Below are 17,052 nucleotides of genomic sequence, written 5' to 3' on the forward strand. Positions count from 1 at the left end.
GCGCGCGAGTGCCGGTGCGCCGGGACTCGTGCGCGGACGCGCCGTTCGGCCGGTTTGCCGGTCGGGCCCAGCGCGCCGAAAACGGAAACGGCCGCCGCATCCCGGGATGCGGCGGCCGTTTCCGTGTTCGAGATCCCTCGGGCGTGCTCAGATGCCGCTGAGGCCGTCGGCGCCGATGAAGGCGATGCGCAGGAGGTTGGTCGCGCCCGGGGTGCCGAAGGGCACGCCGGCGGTGATGATGATGCGCTGGCCGGGACGGCCGAAGCCCTCCTCGTAGGCGATCCGGCAGGAGCGGTCGACGAGGTCGTCGAGGCTGCGGGCGTCGTCGCCGACGACGCTGTGCAGGCCCCAGACCAGCGCCAGCCGGCGCGCCATCGCCCGGTTCGGCGACAGCGCGATGATCGGCGTCGACGGCCGCTCGCGCGAAGCGCGGATGCCGGTGGCGCCCGAGGAGGTGAAGCAGACGATGGCGGCGACGCCGAGCGTCTCGGCGATCTGGCGGGCGGCCGAGGAGATCACGTCGGCGCCGGTCTGCTGCGGGTCCGGGCGCTGGGCGTGCAGGATCGAGGAGTAGTACTCGTTGCGCTCCTGCGCCTCGGCGATCCGGCTCATGGTCTCGACCGCCTCGACCGGGTAGGCGCCGGCGGCGGATTCGGCCGAGAGCATGATGGCGTCGGCGCCCTCGAACACCGCGGTGGCGACGTCGGAGGTCTCGGCGCGGGTCGGCACCGGCGACTGGATCATCGATTCCAGCATCTGGGTGGCGACGATCACCGGCTTGCCGGCCTTGCGGCACATGCGGGTGATGCGCTTCTGGATGCCCGGCACCGCCTCGAGTGGCATCTCGACGCCGAGGTCGCCGCGGGCGACCATCAGCGCGTCGGACAGCTCCATGATCTCGTCGAGCCGCTCGACCGCCTGCGGCTTCTCGATCTTCGACATCACGCCGGCCTTGCCGCGCACGATCTTGCGGACGTCGGCGACGTCCTCGGCGCGCTGCACGAAGGAGAGGGCGATCCAGTCGACCTCGGCGTCGAGCGCGGCGAGGAGGTCGGCGTGGTCCTTCTCGGTCATGGCGCCCGAGGTCAGGATGGTGTCGGGCAGCGAGATGCCCTTGCGGTCGGAGATCTTGCCGCCGACCTCGACCTCGGTGACGGCGGTCTCGCCGTCGTTGGAGATCGTGCGCAGGCGCAGCTTGCCGTCGTCGATCAGCAGCCGGTGCCCGGGACGCAGGGCGTCCATGATGTCCTCGTGCGGCAGGTGCACGCCGTTGCGGTCGCCGTCGACCTTGCCGCGGTGGAGCGTGAAGCGCTGGCCGATCTCGATCATCTGCGGACCGGACGCGAAGGTGCCGAGGCGCAGCTTCGGGCCCTGCAGGTCGGCGAGGATGCCGATCGGCCGGCCGAACTCGTGCTCGACGGCGCGGATCCGCGTCACCAGCTCGCGCAGCTTGTCGTGGCTGGTGTGGCTCATGTTGATGCGGAACAGGTCGGCGCCGGCGCGGTAGAGCGCGGCGATCACCGACTGTTCCGACGACGCCGGCCCGAGGGTGGCGAGGATCTTGACCTTGCGATTGCGTCTCATCGGATCGCCCCGTTGCCCTTCTGCGTCGGCTGGTAGAGATGGACGGTCCAGCTGCGCTGCTCGGCGGTGTCGATCTCGAAGAAACCGGTCCGCTCGTAGCCGCGCGCGACGCAGTCCTCGACGCCGACGATGGTGAACATCTTGCGCCGGGTGCACATGGTCGCCTTGCCGCTCCACTCCCCGCCTCGATTGGCGTCTACCGCGTAGAGATAATAGTACCGTGACCCCAGCGCCCCGGAGAGGAGCGTCCCGCACTTCTGCCCGCCGATGTTCCACCAACCTTCCGATCGCCAGCCGTCCTTGGCCTTGTAGCCGATGGCGACGGAGACGGTGCTGTCGGTCTTGTTGCAGAGACGCAGGTCGGCCAGTGCCGGCGCCGCGCCCGCGAGCAGGGTCGCCGCGGCGAGCGCGGGCACGACCAGCCCGAGCCCCGTGCGCGCACCGGGCCGCCGGCCTGCCGAAGTCCGTGATTCCGCAGAGGCCTTCATCGTCGAGCACATCGTCGAGCGTCCGCCTTATCGCGTGAGGGACACCGGCAGTCAACGCGAGAGATCGCATGGCTCGGCCTTGTGCTTGGCCTTGTCATGCGTCCTGCGCAGATCGTTGCCCACCGCCTGCGCCGTGCGGCGGCCTCGGCCGGCCCGGCCGCGGCGACCCGGCGCGCCGCGGGGCTCACGACCGCGGCCTCGCGACGAAGATGCCGGCGAGGATGGCGAGGCCGCCGACGACCTGCTGCCAGCCGAGCGTCTCGCCGAGCACGGCCCAGGCGACCAGCGCGGCGGCGATCGCCTCGAGGAAGATCACCAGCGAGGAGAAGGCGGCGGAGAGGTGGCCGAGGGCGAAGGCGAGCAGGCCCTGGCCGCCGGCGTGGCTGACGAAGGCGAGGGCGAACAGCGCCGCGACGCCGCCCGCGCTCGACGGCAGCAGCCGCGGCTCCAGCGCGCTCGCCACCGCCAGCAGGCAGGCGGCGGTGATCGCCGTGTTGACGAAGGTGATCGATCCGGAGGTGGCGGTGCGGCGGGCGACGCGCACGGCGAGGAAATAGGCGCCGAAGAACACCGAGGTGGCGAGGCCGTAGAGGTCGCCGACGAGGTGCTCGGGGGCGAGCGTGTAGGAGCCGCCGATCAGCACGGCGCCGCCGGCGAGGCAGAGCGCGAGTCCTCCGAACACCGACTTCTCCACCCTCTCGCCGATGAAGAGACCCGAGCCGAGCACGACCCAGACCGGCGCCATGGTGGCGAGGAAGGTGGCGTTGGCGACCGAGGTGTTGACGATCGCGAGGTGCCAGCAGATCAGGTCGCCGGAGAAGAACAGGCCGGCGGCCCAGACCGAGGGCGCCGAAAAGGCCCGGCGCAGCGCCGCGGTGCCGCCGTCGGACAGCGCCCACACCGCCAGGATCGGCAGCGCGAGGGCGACGCGCCAGAAGGCGCTGGCGAACGGGCCGACGTCGGCGAGGCGGACGAAGGTCGGCGACACGCCCATCGCCACCGCGCCGGCGACCAGGGCGGCGACGGCGAGGGCGGTTCGATCGACGGGGGACGGCTCGGGGACGGCGACGGTCGCTTCGGCTCGCTGCTGCACGGTCTCTTCTTCTTCGGTCCGATCCGCTGGTTGCGCCCGATCCGCGCGGCCGCCGCGGCGGTCCGAGCGCGTCCCGGGCGGCGGAAGGGGGCCCGGCGGACGGACGAGGTCGCCGCTTCTTACCCGCGATGGTGCGCCGGGGAAAGGCGGCTGACAAGACCGGCCGGGAACGATATCCCTTCGCGATCATGTGCGAAGCTCCCCCGTCCACCGTTTGCGACGACGATGCGCCGTTCGAGCGGATCGACGGCGCCCGCGCCTCCGGCGTGCTGTTCCTGTGCGATCACGCCTCCAACCGGGTGCCTGCGCCCTTCGGCGCGCTCGGCCTGCCGCCGGCCGAGTTCGCCCGCCACATCGCCTACGACATCGGCGCCGCCCGGTTGACGCGCCGGCTGGCGGCGCTCGCCGGCGCGCCGGCGCTGCTGACGCGCTTCTCCCGCCTCGTGATCGACCCCAACCGCGGCGAGGACGACCCGACGCTGGTGATGCGCCTCTCCGACGGCGCGGTGGTGCCCGGCAACGCGGCGATCGACGCCGCGGGCCGCGCCGATCGGATCGCGCGGCTGCACCGGCCCTACCACGCGGCGATCGCCGCCGAACTCGACGCCTTCGCCGCCGCGGGCGTCGTGCCGGCGATCGTGTCGCTGCACTCGTTCACGCCGGCCTGGAAGGGCCGGGCGCGGCCCTGGCACGTCGCCGTGCTGTGGGACGCCGACCCGAGGCTCAGCCGCGACCTGATCGCCGCGCTGGCGGCGGATGGCGACCTCGTCGTCGGCGACAACCAGCCCTACGACGGCGCGCTCGAGGGCGACACGCTCAACCGCCACGGCACCGCGCGCGGCCTGCCGCACACGCTGATCGAGGTGCGCCAGGACCTCGTCGCCGACGACGCCGGCGCCGACGCCTGGGCCGACCGGCTGTGGGCGGCGCTGGCGCCGATCCTCGCCGATCCCGCCCTGCACCGGATCGAGCGGCACGGCTCGCGCACCGGCCGGCACCGCCGGCGGCGACCCGGCGAATCGGGTTGACGGGCGGGGGCTCTTCCGCCTTCATGCCGCCCGACCGGGCCGGGGCCGAGCGCCGACGGCCCGCCCATGGATGCCATCGGGGTTCCCGGCCCCCGCGGGTCCGCGGCGCTTCCCGTGCGGGCGCCGCCCGACCGGCGGCCGAGGCCCCGCCAGACTTTGGAGATCAGGACGATGGTCGCAGACGTTGCCGACACCGGCGTCGCCGCCGAGGAGCTGAAGCAGTTCGTCGAGCGCATCGAGCGTCTCGAGGAAGAGAAGAAGGCGATCGCCGACGACGTCCGCGACGTCTACGCCGAAGCCAAGGGCCGCGGCTTCGACATCAAGGCGATCCGCGCGATCGTGCGCCTGCGCGCCAAGGAGCCGCACGAGCGCGAAGAGGAAGAGGCGATCCTCGAGCTCTACAAGAGCGCGCTTGGGATGGCGTGACGCCGGCTCCGCGGCGTCCCGATCCATCGGGACGCCGCACTGCTCCGGCGGGCGCCCCTCGCGCCTCGCCGCGGCCGACGCGGCGCGACAGTCGGTCGCGCGCGGTGGGCGGGGAACCCTGCGCCCGCTGCCGGAAACGGCGGAATCGCGGGGCGCCGACGCGGCCGCGGGCCGCGGCGGCGCCGATTTCCGGACCGGACCGGGAAGATTGTCCGGTCGTGTCGGGAGGAATTCCCGGTCGTTGCGGGCGGCGACCGCGGATCCCAGGCCGATGACCGAAATTTAACGTGAACTCGACGGGCGGCGGGGGGATCACCGGGATCGGGAGGTCCGTCACCCGTGTCCCTGAAGGCTCGCCTCGTGGGCGCGATCGCGCTCGTGCTCGTCCTGGTGCTGATCGCCGGGGGCGCGCTCACCTACAACCATGCCCAGCGCAAGGTCGAGGTCGAGATGGACGCCGCCATGGAGGTGGCGCGCAACACCGTGGCGCGCCGGCTGGAGAACCTCGGCGACAGCTACCGGCCGATCGCCTACCTCGAGGAGACCATCGAGATCTTCGACGGCGACCGTCACGTCGCCGCGGCGCTGGTCGACGGCACGGGTGCCGAGATGAAGCGCTCGGTGATCCCGCCGCCGGCCAACGAGGTGCCGGACTGGTTCCTGAAGCTGGTGGCGCCGACCTATCCGGTCGAGCAGGTGCCGCTGCCGGTGCTCGGCAACCACCTCGGCTCGATCGCGCTCTATCCCGACCCGCGCAGCGAGGTCGACGAGGTCTGGGCCGACGTCCGGCTCAACCTGACGGTGCTCGGCGGCTTCTCGGTCGCCGCCTTCGCCTTCGTGACGCTGGTGATCGGCCGGGCGCTCGCCCCGATCACCGGCCTCTCCGAGGCGATGCGGCGGATCGGGCAGGGCGACTACGCCGTCGCGGTGCCGGTCGGCGGCTCGCCGGAGCTGGCGCTGCTCTGCCGCGGCTGCAACGACATGGCGCGCCGGCTCGCCGACATGTCGGCGCGCAACCGCCAGCTCGGCGAGCAACTGGTCCGCCTCCAGGACGAGGAGCGCGCCGAACTCGCCCGCGAACTCCACGACGAGGTCGGCCCGCTGCTGTTCGCCGTCGACGTCGACGTCGCCGAGATCGCCCGCGTCGTCGAGACCACCGGCGGCGGACCGCGCGGATCCGTCGTCGCCGCCAAGGCCGCGGCGGCGCGGCAGGCGGCGTCGGCGGCGCGCACCTACGTCCGCGACATCCTCGGCCGGCTCCGGCCCGGGCTGATCGGCAGCCTCGGGCTCGCCGCCGCGATCCGCGAACTCGCCGCCTTTCACCAGTCCCGCGAGCCGGAGACCGCCTTCGATCTCGACCTTTCCGACGTCGGCTTCGGGCCGGAGGTCGACGCGGTCGTGCTCGCCGTGGTGCGCGAGGCGGTGGTCAACGCGGTCAAGCACGCCCGGCCGCGTCGGATCGAGATCGCGGTGGTCGACCTCGGCGGCGAGGTCGCGGTCCGCGTCGTCGACGACGGCGCCGGCCTCGCCCCGCGCGCCGGCCCGCCGGTCGGCTACGGCCTCGTCGGCATGCGCGAGCGCGTCGAGGCGATCGGCGGATCGATCGCGATCGGACCGCGGCCGACCGGGCGCGGCACCGCGGTGTCCGCGGTGATCCCGGTCGCCGGCATTCCCGTCCCCTCCGCCGCGCCGCGCGCGGCCGAAGCAGAAGGCGTCAGCCCATGAAGGTCCTCGTCGTCGACGACCACGTGATCGTCCGCGAAGGCGTCGCGCGCCTCCTGGCCGCGATCGACCGCGTCGAGATCCGCGAGGCCGAGACCACCCAGGACGCGCTCGCCGCCTTCCGGCGCGAGCGGCCCGACGTCGTCGTGCTCGACATCAACCTCAAGGGCGGCAGCGGCCTCGAGCTGCTCCGGCGGCTGCGCAGCGAGGATCCCGACACCCGGGTGGTGATCTTCAGCATGTATTCGGACGTGGTCTACGCCACCTCGGCGCGGCGGGCGGGAGCGATCGGCTACGTCTCGAAGAGCGCGACCTCCGACCAGCTGCTCACCGCGGTCAGGCGGGCGGCGCGCGGAGAGACCTACGTCGACACCGGCATCGCCGAGGAGATGGCGCTGTCGGCTTTCTCGCCGCAGGAGCCGTCGAGCCAGCTGACGGCGCGCGAGCTCGAGATCCTCCGGATGCTCGCCGACGGCCGCAGCCTGTCCGACATCGCCGACACCCTCGGCGTCGCCTACAAGACGGTGGCCAACACCTGCACGCGGATCAAGGAAAAACTCGGCGTCGAGCGCACCGCCGACCTGATCCGCTTCGCGATCGAGAACCAGCACATCCGAGTTCTCGGACAAACGCGCGACGTCTCGTCGCGGATCGACTGAGCAACCGCAGCATTACGGCGACGTAATGCTGGCAGAAAGGGAAATGTCCCGGAGCGAACAAGGGAAAACATCCCATTCCCGTCTCCGGGCAATCGTCCTAGCCTCCGTGACATCTTCGGAGTTCGTCGCTTCCGCCATCCCTAGGGCGGCCGCGGGCCCTCCTCCGGAGACCGGCAAGCCGATTCCACGACGTACACGCGATCGGTGACGGCGAGCGCCCTCCCTCGGGCGCTCGCCGACCGGTCCCGCGCGCCGGTGTCGTGGGGTTCGGTCGGCGGGAGGAACGAGGGAGGCCGTCGGACGGGGGGTACCGGCGGCGTCGGGGGAAACGGGACCCACGGGAGAGGACCACATGGCACTTCGAGCGAAATGGCTCGCCGGCGCCCTCTGCCTCGCGCTCGGCGCGATCGGCGGAATCGGGGCGGCACTCGCCAACGACGAGATCATCGAGAGGACCAAGAACGACAACCTCTGGCCGGCGCCCGGCCGCGACATGGCGCTGACGCGCTATTCCGCCCTGTCCGACATCAACAAGGACACGGTCGGCCGCCTGCAGATGGTGTGGTCGCAGTCGACCGGCGCCCTGCGCGGCCACGAGGGCCAGCCGGTGGTCGTCGAGATCGACGGCAAGCCGATGATGTTCTTCGTCTCGGCCTGGCCGAACATCGTCCAGGCGCTCGACCTGTCGGACCCGGACAATCCGAAGGCGATCTGGAACTACGTCAAGAAGACCGACCGCGACGAATCCGCCGTGCCGCGCGCCTGCTGCGACGTGGTCAACCGCGGCCTCAACTACGCCGCCGGCAAGGTGATCTTCCACACGCTCGACGGCTACCTGATCGCGCTCGACGCCAAGACCGGCAAGGAGGCCTGGGTCGTCAAGCACGCCTATCCCGAGCACGGCGAGACCCACACCGGCCCGGCGCTGGTCGCCGACAAGTACGTCATCGCCGGCTTCGGCGGCGACGAGTTCGCCGCCCGCGGCCGCATGGTCGCCTACGACATCGAGACCGGCAAGGAAGTCTGGAAGTGCCATTCGACCGGCACCGACGCGGACACCTGCATGACGGCCGAGACCAACAAGGCCCACCCGGAATACGGCACCGCCGGCTCGGACATCTCGCTGAACAGCTACCCGGAAGGCGAGTACAAGATCGGCGGCGGCTCGCCCTGGGCGTGGTTCTCCTACGATCCGGAACTGAAGCTGGTCTACGCCGGCACCGGCAACCCGGGCCACTGGTCGCCGTCCTACCGCTGCGGCGACGACACCCACGAGGCCTGCAACACCGGCAAGTGGGACAACAAGTGGTCCATGACCATCATGGCCCGCAAGGTCGACACCGGTGAACTGGTCTGGGCCTACCAGAAGACCCCGTTCGACCAGTGGGACTACGACGGCGTCAACGAGAACATCCTGGTCGACATGGAAGTCGACGGGACGATGCGCAAGACGCTGGTCAACTTCGACCGCAACGGTTTCGCCTACGTCCTCGACCGCACCGACGGCACGCTCCTGCGCGCCAACAAGTTCGTGACGGTGAACTGGGCCGAGAGCGTCGACCTCAAGACCGGCCGCCCGGTCAAGGTCAAGGAGCACTCGCCGTTCGAAGTCGGCCGCAACGTTCAGGCCTGCCCCTCCGCCATGGGCGGCAAGGACCAGCAGCCGGCGTCGGTCGACCCGAAGGAGCCGTGGATGTTCTACGTACCCACCAACAACTGGTGCATGGAGGACGAACCGCAGCAGCGCACCCACACCCAGCAGGGCACGGTCTACGTCTTCGCCAACGTCTACATGTACCCGGAAGTCCCGGGCGTGACGGGCAAGCTGAAGAAGTTCAACGTGCTCACCGGCGAGACCGTGTGGGAGATCCCCGATCCGTATCCGAACTGGTCTGGCACCCTGACCACCGCCGGCGGCCTCGTGTTCTACGGCTCGCTCGGTGGCGACTTCCGCGCCGTCGACCGCGAGACCGGCAAGGTGGTGTGGCAGCGCAAGCTCGGCTCCGGCATCATCGGCAACCCGATCGCCTACAAGATCGACGGCAAGGAATACGTCTCGGTCTTCGCCGGCATCGGCGGCTGGATCGGCCTGCCGATCACCGCGGGCCTCGACCTCAGCGACAAGTTCGGCGCGATCGGCGCGACGGCGATGGCCAAGGCGGCCGGCCTCGACAAGATCCCGCAGGGCGGCATGCTCTACACCTTCCGCGTCTACTGAGAAACGTCATTTGAAATACACATCGCCCGGCGATCGTTTCGCCGGGCGATGCGGCATTTCTACTTTATAAATATTCTGCATTACACGATTTTAATTTGATCATACGGTGCCGGCCGCAGGATAAAGCGGCTCGGGAGGATGCGTGGTGATGCGGATCGGTTCGATACTGACGGTGCTCTTGGCCGTGCAGGCGGCGGTGCTCGGCGCCGCGGCCGCCGAGGAGGCCCCGGCCTTCAACAAGCAGATCCCGTATCAGCAGATGACGCCGGCGGAGCGGACGGCGGCGCGCAAGGCGGCGCGCGACCAGCGCTACGACACGCTGAAATTCTGCGCCGATCCGGGCAACCTGCCGCTGTCCGACGTCCACGGCGCCGGCTTCCAGAACCGGATCGCCGAGGTGGTGGCGAAGCGGCTCGGCGCCAAGGTCTCGACCTTCTGGCGGCCGTTCCTCGAGCGCGGGCTCACCCGCGAGACCTTCGACAACAACGAGTGCGACATCCTGATCGAGGTGCCCTACGGCTACGAGCGCATCCTGACCACGGTGCCGATCTACCGCTCGACCTACGTGCTGGCGACGCGGACCGACCGGAACTTCACCTTCTCCGGCTTCGACGACCCCCGCCTCGAGGACATCCGCATCGGCGTGTTCCAGCACTCGGCCTTCCGCGAGGCGCTCGCCCGCCACGGCCGCAAGGAGAAGCTCGACGTCCACGTCATCAGCCAGGATGCCGATCTCGAGCCGGAGAAGCAGCCCTGGCGGCAGGTGCAGAAGGTGGTGGACGGCACGCTCGACGCCGCCGGCGTCTGGGGGCCGTTCGCCGGCTGGCTGAAGAAGCAGGGCGCGCCGCTGACGCTGCAGCCGGTCAACCTGATGGAGGACCAGGTGGTCCTCGAGTTCGACCTCGCCTTCGGCGTGCGCACCAACGATCCCATCCTGAAATACGCCCTCGACTTCGCCCTCGAGGACTCCAGGGACGAGATCCGGGCGATCCTCGACGACTTCGGCGTGCCGCTGGTGCGCTGCTCGGCCTGCGTGGTCGACGGCGACCTGCCGTCCCACGGCACATATTTCGACCGCATCGTCGACGAGGGCCAGAAGCGCTTCACCGAGGTGGCGCCGGAGGAGACCCGCCGCATCGACGCCGCCAAGGCCTCGCCCGACCAGATCGTCACCGTCGCCAAGGTCGACGCCGAGATCGCGGCGGGGGCGAAGGCGCAGGATCTCCTCGAGGGCGCGGTGCTCGCCTCCGACGAGGCGCGCATCGAGGCGCTGATCGCCCGCGGTGCCGACGTGAACCGGCGTTCCAAGCTCGGCGCGCCCGCGGTGATCACCGCGGCGCAGAGCCGCGACACCGAGCTCGTCGCCTTCCTGCTCGACCACGGTGCCGACGTCGAGGCGACCGACCTCTCGGGGTGGACGCTGCTGCAGCACGCCATCCTGCGCAACCACCAGCCGACGGTGAAGCTGCTGGCCGAGCGCGGCGCCGACCTCGGCCGGCAGACGCCGAACGGGGTGTCGCCGCTCGGCCTCGCGCTCTCGGAGGGCAAGTACTTCGCCGCCGAAACGCTGATCGCCGCCGGCGCGCCGGTCGACGAGCGCTTCGGCACGGAGGCGCTGACGCCGATGATGGTGGCGGCCACCCAGTACGAGGCCAACAACCGCGACGCCCAGATCGCACAGGGGCCCTCGATCGTCGCGCTCGCCGAGCAGTTGGTCGCCAAGGGCGCCGACCTCGACGCCCGCACCCGCCACGGCGTCACCGCGGCGATGATCGCGGCCGGTTTCGACAACGCCGCGATGATCGGTCTGCTCGCCAAGGCCGGCGCCGACCTCGCCGCCACCGACAACGCCGGCCGCTCGGCCCTCGACGTCGCCCGCGAGGCCGACGCCGCCGCGGCGGTGCAGGCGCTCACCCTGTTCCAGAAGAAGCCGTGACGACGGCTCGCCGGCATCCCCCCGTCATCCCAGAGGGCCAGAATCCGTGAAGACGTTCGTGTCATCCGCCGTCGCCGCCGCCGCGCTGCTCGTCGCCGCGGGGGCGGCCCTCGCGATGGGGCCGGCGCCGCTCGAGCGGCCGAGCCTCGTCGTCCGCGCCGCGATCCAGGGGCCGATCGACGAGAAGTACAAGATCCCGGTACCGAAGGAGCAGGGCAAGATCGCCGCCGGCGCCGAGCGCGACTATCTGGGCGGCAAGCTGAAGATCGCGGTGACCGAGGTCGCCAACGACGCGATCAAGGTCAAGGTCAACGGCGGCGAGGAGACGTCGGTCAAGGCGAGCGAGCTGACGCTGTTCCAGGTCTCCGACGCCGAGATGTGCACCGTCGTCTACCTCGGCAAGTCCGGCCAGAAGGCGATCGTGGCCGGGCGCTGCGATCCGGTGACCGACGAGCTGAAGGCCGCCGCCGCCGAGCAGCTCGCGCATCGCGGCGACAAGGTGGTCGGTCCGCGCGAGGTGATCGCCGGCGCCGCCAAGGGCACGCTGAAGAACCCCTACGAGGGCAACGCGCAGGTCGCCGCCGAGGGCCACCAGCTGTTCCTCGCCAACTCCTGCAACGGCTGCCACGGCGGCAACGGCGGCGGCGGCATGTGCCCGCCGCTCTCCAACGAGGTCTGGGTCTACGGCTCGGATCCCGACACGCTGTTCCGCCTGATCACGCTCGGCAGCGACGATCTCCAGGCCGAGGGCTACTCGCGCAAGGGCCGCGAGAACGTGGTCGGGCCGATGCCGCCCTACGGCGACATCATCGAGAACAGCGACGACCTCTGGAAGATCGTCACCTTCATCCAGTCGCTGCACCAGAAGTGAGGTGGGGATGCGCCGGCGCCCGGGTTTCGACCTGATCGGACCGCTGACCGCGGTCCTCCTGACGGCGGTCGCTGTCGCGGCGGTCGCCGTGCGCCCCGTGGCGGCGGCCGACGCGGCCAAGGCCCGCGCGCCCAGGGTGACGGCGCACTACGCCTATCTCGGCAAGGCCTATCCGGATCCGCCGCCGTTGTCGCTGCTCGACCCGATCGTCGACGACGAGGGCCTCGCCGGCGCCCGGCTCGGCGACCGCGAGAACAAGGCGACCGGCCGACTGCTCGGCGACGACTTCGTCATGGACGAGGTGGTCGTGGCCCGGGACGGCGACGTCGCCGCCGCCGCGGACGCCCTGTTCGCGGCCGGCGTGCGCTTCGTGATCGCCGACCTCGACGGTGTCGACCTGCTCGCGGTCGCCGCCCGGTCGGGCGCGGCCGACGCCATGATCCTCAACATCCGCGACGGCGACGACGACCTGCGCCAGTCGCGGTGCCGCGCCAACGTCTTCCACGTGGCGCCGAGCTACGCCCAGCGCACCGACGGCCTCGCGCAATACCTGATCTGGAAGCGCTGGAAGAACTGGCTGCTGGTCGCCGGCACCGCCCCGGCGGACCTCGCCTACGCCGCCGCGGTCGAGCGCGCGGCGACCAAGTTCGGGGCCGAGATCGTCGAGCGCCGCTCCTACGCCTTCGAGGCGGGGTCGCGCCGGGTCGAGTCCGGGCACCAGCAGGTCCAGACCCAGATGCCGATGGTGACCCAGGGCGCGCCGGACTACGACGTCGCCTTCGTCGCCGACGCCTCGGAGACCTTCGGCGAGTATCTCTCCTACCAGACCGACCGGCCGCGGCCGGTGGTCGGCACCCACGGTCTCGTCGGCGTCGGCTGGCACCGCGCCTTCGAGCAGTTCGGCGGCATGTCGCTGCAGTCCTCGTTCGAGCGCCGGGCCAAACGCTGGATGCGCGAGCGCGACTACGACGGCTGGCTCGCCGCCAAGATCTTCGGCGAGGCGGTGACCCGGACGGGCTCGGCCGCGCCGGCGGACGTGCGCGCCTACGTCACCGGCCCGGAGTTCCGGATCGCCGGCCACAAGGGCATCGGCATGACCTTCCGGCCCTGGGACAACCAGCTGCGCCAGCCGATCCTCGTCATGGGGCCGCGCGCGCTGGTCTCGATCTCGCCGCAGGAGGGCTTCCTGCACGAACGCTCCGAACTCGACACGCTGGGCTTCGACCTGCCCGACAGCACCTGCCGCTTCCCCTGACGACCGCTCCCGGAGGAGACCCGATGCCCCGCCACCCGATCCCCGCGCTGCTCTCGGCGGCCGTCCTCGCGGCCTCGGCCGCGCCGGCCTTCGCGGGGGCGATCTTCGTCTCCAACGAGAAGGACAACACGGTCACCGTGCTCGACCCCGCGACCTACGCGGTGGTGAAGACGATCGAGACGGGCGCGCGGCCGCGCGGCATCGTGATCTCGCGCGACGGCCGCGAGGTGTTCGTCTGCTCGGGCGACGACGACCGCATCGACGTGATCGACACGGCCCGCCTCGAGATCGTGCGGACGCTCGACTCCGGGCCAGACCCGGAACTGCTCGACGTCGATCCGAAGGGCGAGCGGATCTACATCGCCAACGAGGACGACGCGATGGTGACGGTGATGGGCCGCGCCGACGGGGCGGTCGCGGCCGAGATCCCGGTCGGCGTCGAGCCCGAGGGTGTCGCGATCTCCGAGGATTCCAAACGGATCGTCGTGACCTCCGAGAGCACGTCGATGGCCCATTTCATCGACGCCGACTCGCTCGAGGTGCTCGCCAACGTGCTGGTCGACACCCGGCCGCGCTATGCCCGCTACGCGCCGGACCAGAAGACGGTCTGGGTCACCTCCGAGATCGGCGGCACGGTGTCGGTGATCGACGCCGAGACCTTCGCGCCGGTCGGCCGGATCGGCTTCGAGGTGGCGGGCCTCAGGCCCGAACTGATCCAGCCGGTCGGCCTGCGCTTCTCGCGCGACGGCAAGCTCGCCTTCGTCGCGCTCGGTCCGGCCAACCGCGTCGCCGTGGTCGACACCGCGACGCGGGCGGTCAAGGACTACGTGCTGGTGGGCCAGCGGCCCTGGCACATGGACCTCTCCGCCGACGGCGCCAAGCTCTACGTCGCCAACGGCCTCACCAACGACATGACCGTCGTCGACGTCGCGACGCTGACCGCGGAACGCTCGGTGCCGGTGGGTCGGCTGCCGTGGGGGATCGCGACGATGCCCTGAGCCGAGGTTGATATGCGCATGGCAGCATCGCGCGGAACGTGTCATCGGTCCGACCGTTGAACCGGATATGCGGGTCTCGGCCGCTCCGAGACCCGGCGATTCCGGAGGCCGACAGCAAGGAGAATACGCAATGTCCCGTATGCGCACACTCGTCTCTGCCGCGCTCGCCGCGGCCGGCCTCGCCGCGCTCTGCAGCCCCGCCACCGCCGTCACCGGCAAGGAGGCACTCGCCCAGCTCAACAAGGACGGTGACGACACCTTCGAGATCGTCGAGGTGATCGACTGGGGCACCCAACTGTTCTCGGCGATCAATCCGGACGGCGACACCACGCTGGAGCCCGACGAGACCGAGGGCCGCCTGACCGAGGCCGACTGGGCCGCCGTCAACAAGGACGGCGACCAGACGCTCGAGATGGACGAGTGGCTGTCGATCGTCCGCAGCCGCTTCGAGGCGGCCGACGCCGACAAGGACGGCAAGCTGACCGAGGCCGAGCTCGACACGCCGGCCGGCCAGTCGCTGCTGCTCGTGCTGATCAAGTGAGGCCGGCGCCCGCGCGCGCTTGACGCGGGCGGGCCTTCCCTCGACCGACGTCCCCGGGGCCGGCGCGGAGCGATCCGCCGCCGGCCCCGCCGTTTCCGGCACCGTGATCGTGCCGCCCCCGCGGCGATTCGCCCGTCCGTCGGGAAAATTCGGCAAGCCCTGTCGGGACAATGTCCCCTTCAGCCCACCGGTGGCGCCACCCATAGTCGCGGGCCCCGTCGACCGGATGTGCGAGGCCCCCGGTCGTGTCCCCCGTGCCGGTGGAGGTCGCCATGTCCCGAGACGCCGCATCCCGGATCGCCGCCGCGCTGCTGCTGGCGGTCTGCGCCGGATCCGCCGTACCGGCGGCGGCCGCCACCAAGGCACCCCCGGTCGAGATCCGGATCGGCTATCTGAAGTGGGGCGTCGAACACGTCACGCTGTCGCTCTACGACCAGCCGGCCGCCGACGACGGTCTCGCCGGCGCGCGGCTCGCGGTGGCCGACAACAACACGACCGGCAGCTTCACCGGCCAGTCCTTCGCGCTGGTCGAGAAGACCGTGACCTCGACCGCCGAGGCGCTCGCGGCCCAGGCCGAACTCGCCGCCGCCGGCGTCACGCTGGTGGTCGCCGAGGTGCCGGCCGAGACCGTGCTCGCGCTCGCCGACGCCTCGGGCGCGCCCGACCAGCTGATCTTCAACGTCGCCGCCCCCGAGGATTCGCTGCGCGAGGCGGACTGCCGGGCCGACGTCGTCCACGTCACGCCGACCTACTCGATGCTGGCGGATGGGCTGGCGCAGTATCTGGTGTGGAAGCGCTGGCCGCGCTGGTTCCTGCTCTCCGGCGCGCTGCCGAAGGACGAGCTCTGGGCCGACGCGCTGAAGGCGGCGGCGACCAAGTTCGGCGGGCAGGTCGTCGAGGAGCGCGTCTATTCCTCGACCGACACCGCCCGGCGCACCGACAGCGGCCACATCCAGGTCCAGCAGCAGCTGCCGGTGTTCACCCAGAACGCCCCCGAGCACGACGTCGTGGTGGTCGCCGACGAGAGCGACGTCTTCGGCGCCTACATCCCCTTCCGCACCTGGGAAGCCAAGCCAGTGGCCGGGTCGGCGGGCCTGATGCCGACGAGCTGGAACCCGAACCACGAGCAGTGGGGCGCGATGCAGATGCAGAGCCGGTTCGCCAAGTTCGCCGGACGGCCGATGTCGGCGCGCGACGCCGACGCCTGGACGGCGGTGCGGATCGTCGGCGAGGCGGCGACGCGGGCGAAGACCGGCGACGCCGCCGCCATCCGCGCCTACGTGCTCGGGCCGAAGCTGGAGGTCGCCGCCTTCAAGGGCCAGAAGCTGACGATCAGGCCCTGGAACCATCAGCTGCGTCAGCCGATCCTGCTGACCGACACCCGCACGCTGGTGTCGGTGTCGCCCCAGGAGGGCTTCCTGCACGCCGTCACCGAACTCGACACCCTCGGCGTCGACCAGCCCGAGACGAAGTGCCGGCTGCCGAAGTAGCCGCGTTCGGCACCGGGGCGGGCGGTGGTGCACCGCAGCGTGAAAATACCGGCCGTCGTGGTAGCCACATAATACCTATTTTCCCGGATATGCCGTATGTTGCGGCCTCGTCCGTGGTGAAGACGGGAACTTGACCCCGGCGAAACGATGAGACTTTGGTGAGGAGGAGCGCCATGGTCGACATTATTTCCAGGGCGAGCGGGCCGGGTCCGCAGGACGAACGACTGCGGAAGATCCTGACGCAGAATCGTGGAACCATCGCCAAGATCGCCGATCATCTCACGCAGGGCGGGTATTCGGCGAGCCAGAAACCGAAGGAAGAGCCGAAGCCGGAGGGGCGCATCGTCCACGTGCTCGGTGGTGCCGCGGCGGCGGGACCGGCGGACGTGCGCATCCGCGTCAGCATCAACGGCCGCGTGGTCGCCTACGACGCCGGCAGCGGCCGCCAGATCCACCATCTCGGCGACCTCCGGCGGCGGGAGGGGCGCGAGGTCTTCGTTCTCGCCACCGCGGCGAACGGCTTCTTCGCGCCGGTCGACCCGGAGGTCGCGGCCGCGCTGGCGCCTTTCGACGGCACCGCGCTCGCCCCCGAGGGCGGCGAGGACCGGCTCGCCGGCGACATCGCGCGGGCGCTCGGCATCGCTTGAGCCGAGCTGCGCCACGCCGAGACGCCCGAGCGGCGCCCGCGCCGCCACGACCCAACCCCGATCGACGGATGCCGCGGCACGTCCGCGGCTTGTCGA

The 17,052-nt window shown here is 71.1% G+C and carries 15 protein-coding genes; 12 read left to right on the forward strand and 3 right to left on the reverse strand.

Features of this window, described 5'->3' with window-relative positions:
- Nucleotides 1–147: 147 nt before the first annotated feature.
- The 3 genes from pyk to EDD54_RS08860 all read right to left on the reverse strand — a co-directional run bounded on the left by pyk (nucleotide 148) and on the right by EDD54_RS08860 (nucleotide 3,165).
- Nucleotides 148–1,584 (reverse strand): pyruvate kinase, encoded by a 1,437-nt coding sequence (gene pyk, locus EDD54_RS08850; RefSeq protein WP_126540830.1) that lies wholly within the window; start codon nucleotides 1,582–1,584, stop codon nucleotides 148–150.
- Nucleotides 1,581–2,000 (reverse strand): DUF1036 domain-containing protein, encoded by a 420-nt coding sequence (locus EDD54_RS08855; RefSeq protein ID WP_321184090.1) that lies wholly within the window; start codon nucleotides 1,998–2,000, stop codon nucleotides 1,581–1,583. Before EDD54_RS08855 ends, pyk begins: the two co-directional genes overlap by 4 nt.
- A 256-nt stretch (nucleotides 2,001–2,256) precedes the next feature.
- Nucleotides 2,257–3,165: a DMT family transporter gene (locus EDD54_RS08860; RefSeq protein ID WP_245515706.1), complete on the reverse strand. Its 909-nt coding sequence runs from the start codon at nucleotides 3,163–3,165 to the stop codon at nucleotides 2,257–2,259.
- A gap of 188 nt (nucleotides 3,166–3,353) precedes the next feature.
- Here EDD54_RS08860 and EDD54_RS08865 point away from each other — a divergent pair, with 188 nt between their 5' ends.
- The 12 genes from EDD54_RS08865 to EDD54_RS08920 all read left to right on the forward strand — a co-directional run bounded on the left by EDD54_RS08865 (nucleotide 3,354) and on the right by EDD54_RS08920 (nucleotide 16,956).
- Nucleotides 3,354–4,193, forward strand: a complete 840-nt coding sequence (locus EDD54_RS08865; protein WP_126540832.1) for an N-formylglutamate amidohydrolase — start codon at nucleotides 3,354–3,356, stop codon at nucleotides 4,191–4,193.
- Between the two features lie 171 nt (nucleotides 4,194–4,364).
- Nucleotides 4,365–4,619, forward strand: coding sequence for a DUF2312 domain-containing protein (locus EDD54_RS08870; RefSeq protein WP_126540833.1), 255 nt, complete (start codon nucleotides 4,365–4,367; stop codon nucleotides 4,617–4,619).
- A 339-nt stretch (nucleotides 4,620–4,958) separates the two neighbouring features.
- Nucleotides 4,959–6,344, forward strand: a complete 1,386-nt coding sequence (locus tag EDD54_RS08875; RefSeq protein WP_126540834.1) for a HAMP domain-containing sensor histidine kinase — start codon at nucleotides 4,959–4,961, stop codon at nucleotides 6,342–6,344.
- Entirely contained in the window at nucleotides 6,341–7,000 is a 660-nt protein-coding gene (locus EDD54_RS08880) for a response regulator (protein WP_126540835.1), read from the forward strand. Before EDD54_RS08875 ends, EDD54_RS08880 begins: the two co-directional genes overlap by 4 nt.
- A 352-nt stretch (nucleotides 7,001–7,352) precedes the next feature.
- Nucleotides 7,353–9,218, forward strand: a complete 1,866-nt coding sequence (locus EDD54_RS08885; RefSeq protein WP_126540836.1) for a PQQ-dependent dehydrogenase, methanol/ethanol family — start codon at nucleotides 7,353–7,355, stop codon at nucleotides 9,216–9,218.
- Between the two features lie 148 nt (nucleotides 9,219–9,366).
- Nucleotides 9,367–11,154, forward strand: a complete 1,788-nt coding sequence (locus EDD54_RS08890) for a quinoprotein dehydrogenase-associated putative ABC transporter substrate-binding protein (protein ID WP_126540837.1) — start codon at nucleotides 9,367–9,369, stop codon at nucleotides 11,152–11,154.
- A 46-nt stretch (nucleotides 11,155–11,200) separates the two neighbouring features.
- Nucleotides 11,201–12,025, forward strand: a complete 825-nt coding sequence (locus EDD54_RS23415; RefSeq protein ID WP_245515707.1) for a c-type cytochrome — start codon at nucleotides 11,201–11,203, stop codon at nucleotides 12,023–12,025.
- A gap of 7 nt (nucleotides 12,026–12,032) precedes the next feature.
- Complete coding sequence (locus tag EDD54_RS08900) at nucleotides 12,033–13,280, forward strand: ABC transporter substrate-binding protein (protein WP_126540838.1); 1,248 nt, start codon at nucleotides 12,033–12,035, stop codon at nucleotides 13,278–13,280.
- Nucleotides 13,281–13,303: 23 nt separating this feature from the next.
- Nucleotides 13,304–14,278, forward strand: coding sequence for a PQQ-dependent catabolism-associated beta-propeller protein (locus tag EDD54_RS08905; RefSeq protein ID WP_126540839.1), 975 nt, complete (start codon nucleotides 13,304–13,306; stop codon nucleotides 14,276–14,278).
- A gap of 130 nt (nucleotides 14,279–14,408) precedes the next feature.
- Entirely contained in the window at nucleotides 14,409–14,819 is a 411-nt protein-coding gene (locus tag EDD54_RS08910) for an EF-hand domain-containing protein (protein WP_126540840.1), read from the forward strand.
- Nucleotides 14,820–15,091: 272 nt separating this feature from the next.
- A complete protein-coding gene (locus EDD54_RS08915; RefSeq protein ID WP_126540841.1) occupies nucleotides 15,092–16,309 on the forward strand; it encodes an ABC transporter substrate-binding protein in 1,218 nt (405 codons plus the stop codon).
- A gap of 173 nt (nucleotides 16,310–16,482) precedes the next feature.
- Nucleotides 16,483–16,956: a hypothetical protein gene (locus EDD54_RS08920; protein ID WP_126541920.1), complete on the forward strand. Its 474-nt coding sequence runs from the start codon at nucleotides 16,483–16,485 to the stop codon at nucleotides 16,954–16,956.
- Nucleotides 16,957–17,052: the final 96 nt, after the last annotated feature.

It is taken from the genome of Oharaeibacter diazotrophicus, assembly GCF_004362745.1.
Taxonomy (GTDB): Bacteria; Pseudomonadota; Alphaproteobacteria; order Rhizobiales; family Pleomorphomonadaceae; genus Oharaeibacter; species Oharaeibacter diazotrophicus.

Excerpts from the sequence above, each read along its gene's own strand:
- pyk (WP_126540830.1), bottom strand. The coding sequence starts at position 1,584 with ATGAGACGCAATCGCAAGGTCAAGATCCTCGCCACCCTCGGGCCGGCG.
- EDD54_RS08865 (WP_126540832.1), top strand. The coding sequence starts at position 3,354 with ATGTGCGAAGCTCCCCCGTCCACCGTTTGCGACGACGATGCGCCGTTC.
- EDD54_RS08870 (WP_126540833.1), top strand. The coding sequence starts at position 4,365 with ATGGTCGCAGACGTTGCCGACACCGGCGTCGCCGCCGAGGAGCTGAAG.
- EDD54_RS08880 (WP_126540835.1), top strand. The coding sequence starts at position 6,341 with ATGAAGGTCCTCGTCGTCGACGACCACGTGATCGTCCGCGAAGGCGTC.
- EDD54_RS08885 (WP_126540836.1), top strand. The coding sequence starts at position 7,353 with ATGGCACTTCGAGCGAAATGGCTCGCCGGCGCCCTCTGCCTCGCGCTC.
- EDD54_RS08890 (WP_126540837.1), top strand. The coding sequence starts at position 9,367 with ATGCGGATCGGTTCGATACTGACGGTGCTCTTGGCCGTGCAGGCGGCG.
- EDD54_RS08900 (WP_126540838.1), top strand. The coding sequence starts at position 12,033 with ATGCGCCGGCGCCCGGGTTTCGACCTGATCGGACCGCTGACCGCGGTC.
- EDD54_RS08905 (WP_126540839.1), top strand. The coding sequence starts at position 13,304 with ATGCCCCGCCACCCGATCCCCGCGCTGCTCTCGGCGGCCGTCCTCGCG.
- EDD54_RS08910 (WP_126540840.1), top strand. The coding sequence starts at position 14,409 with ATGTCCCGTATGCGCACACTCGTCTCTGCCGCGCTCGCCGCGGCCGGC.
- EDD54_RS08915 (WP_126540841.1), top strand. The coding sequence starts at position 15,092 with ATGTCCCGAGACGCCGCATCCCGGATCGCCGCCGCGCTGCTGCTGGCG.
- EDD54_RS08920 (WP_126541920.1), top strand. The coding sequence starts at position 16,483 with ATGGTCGACATTATTTCCAGGGCGAGCGGGCCGGGTCCGCAGGACGAA.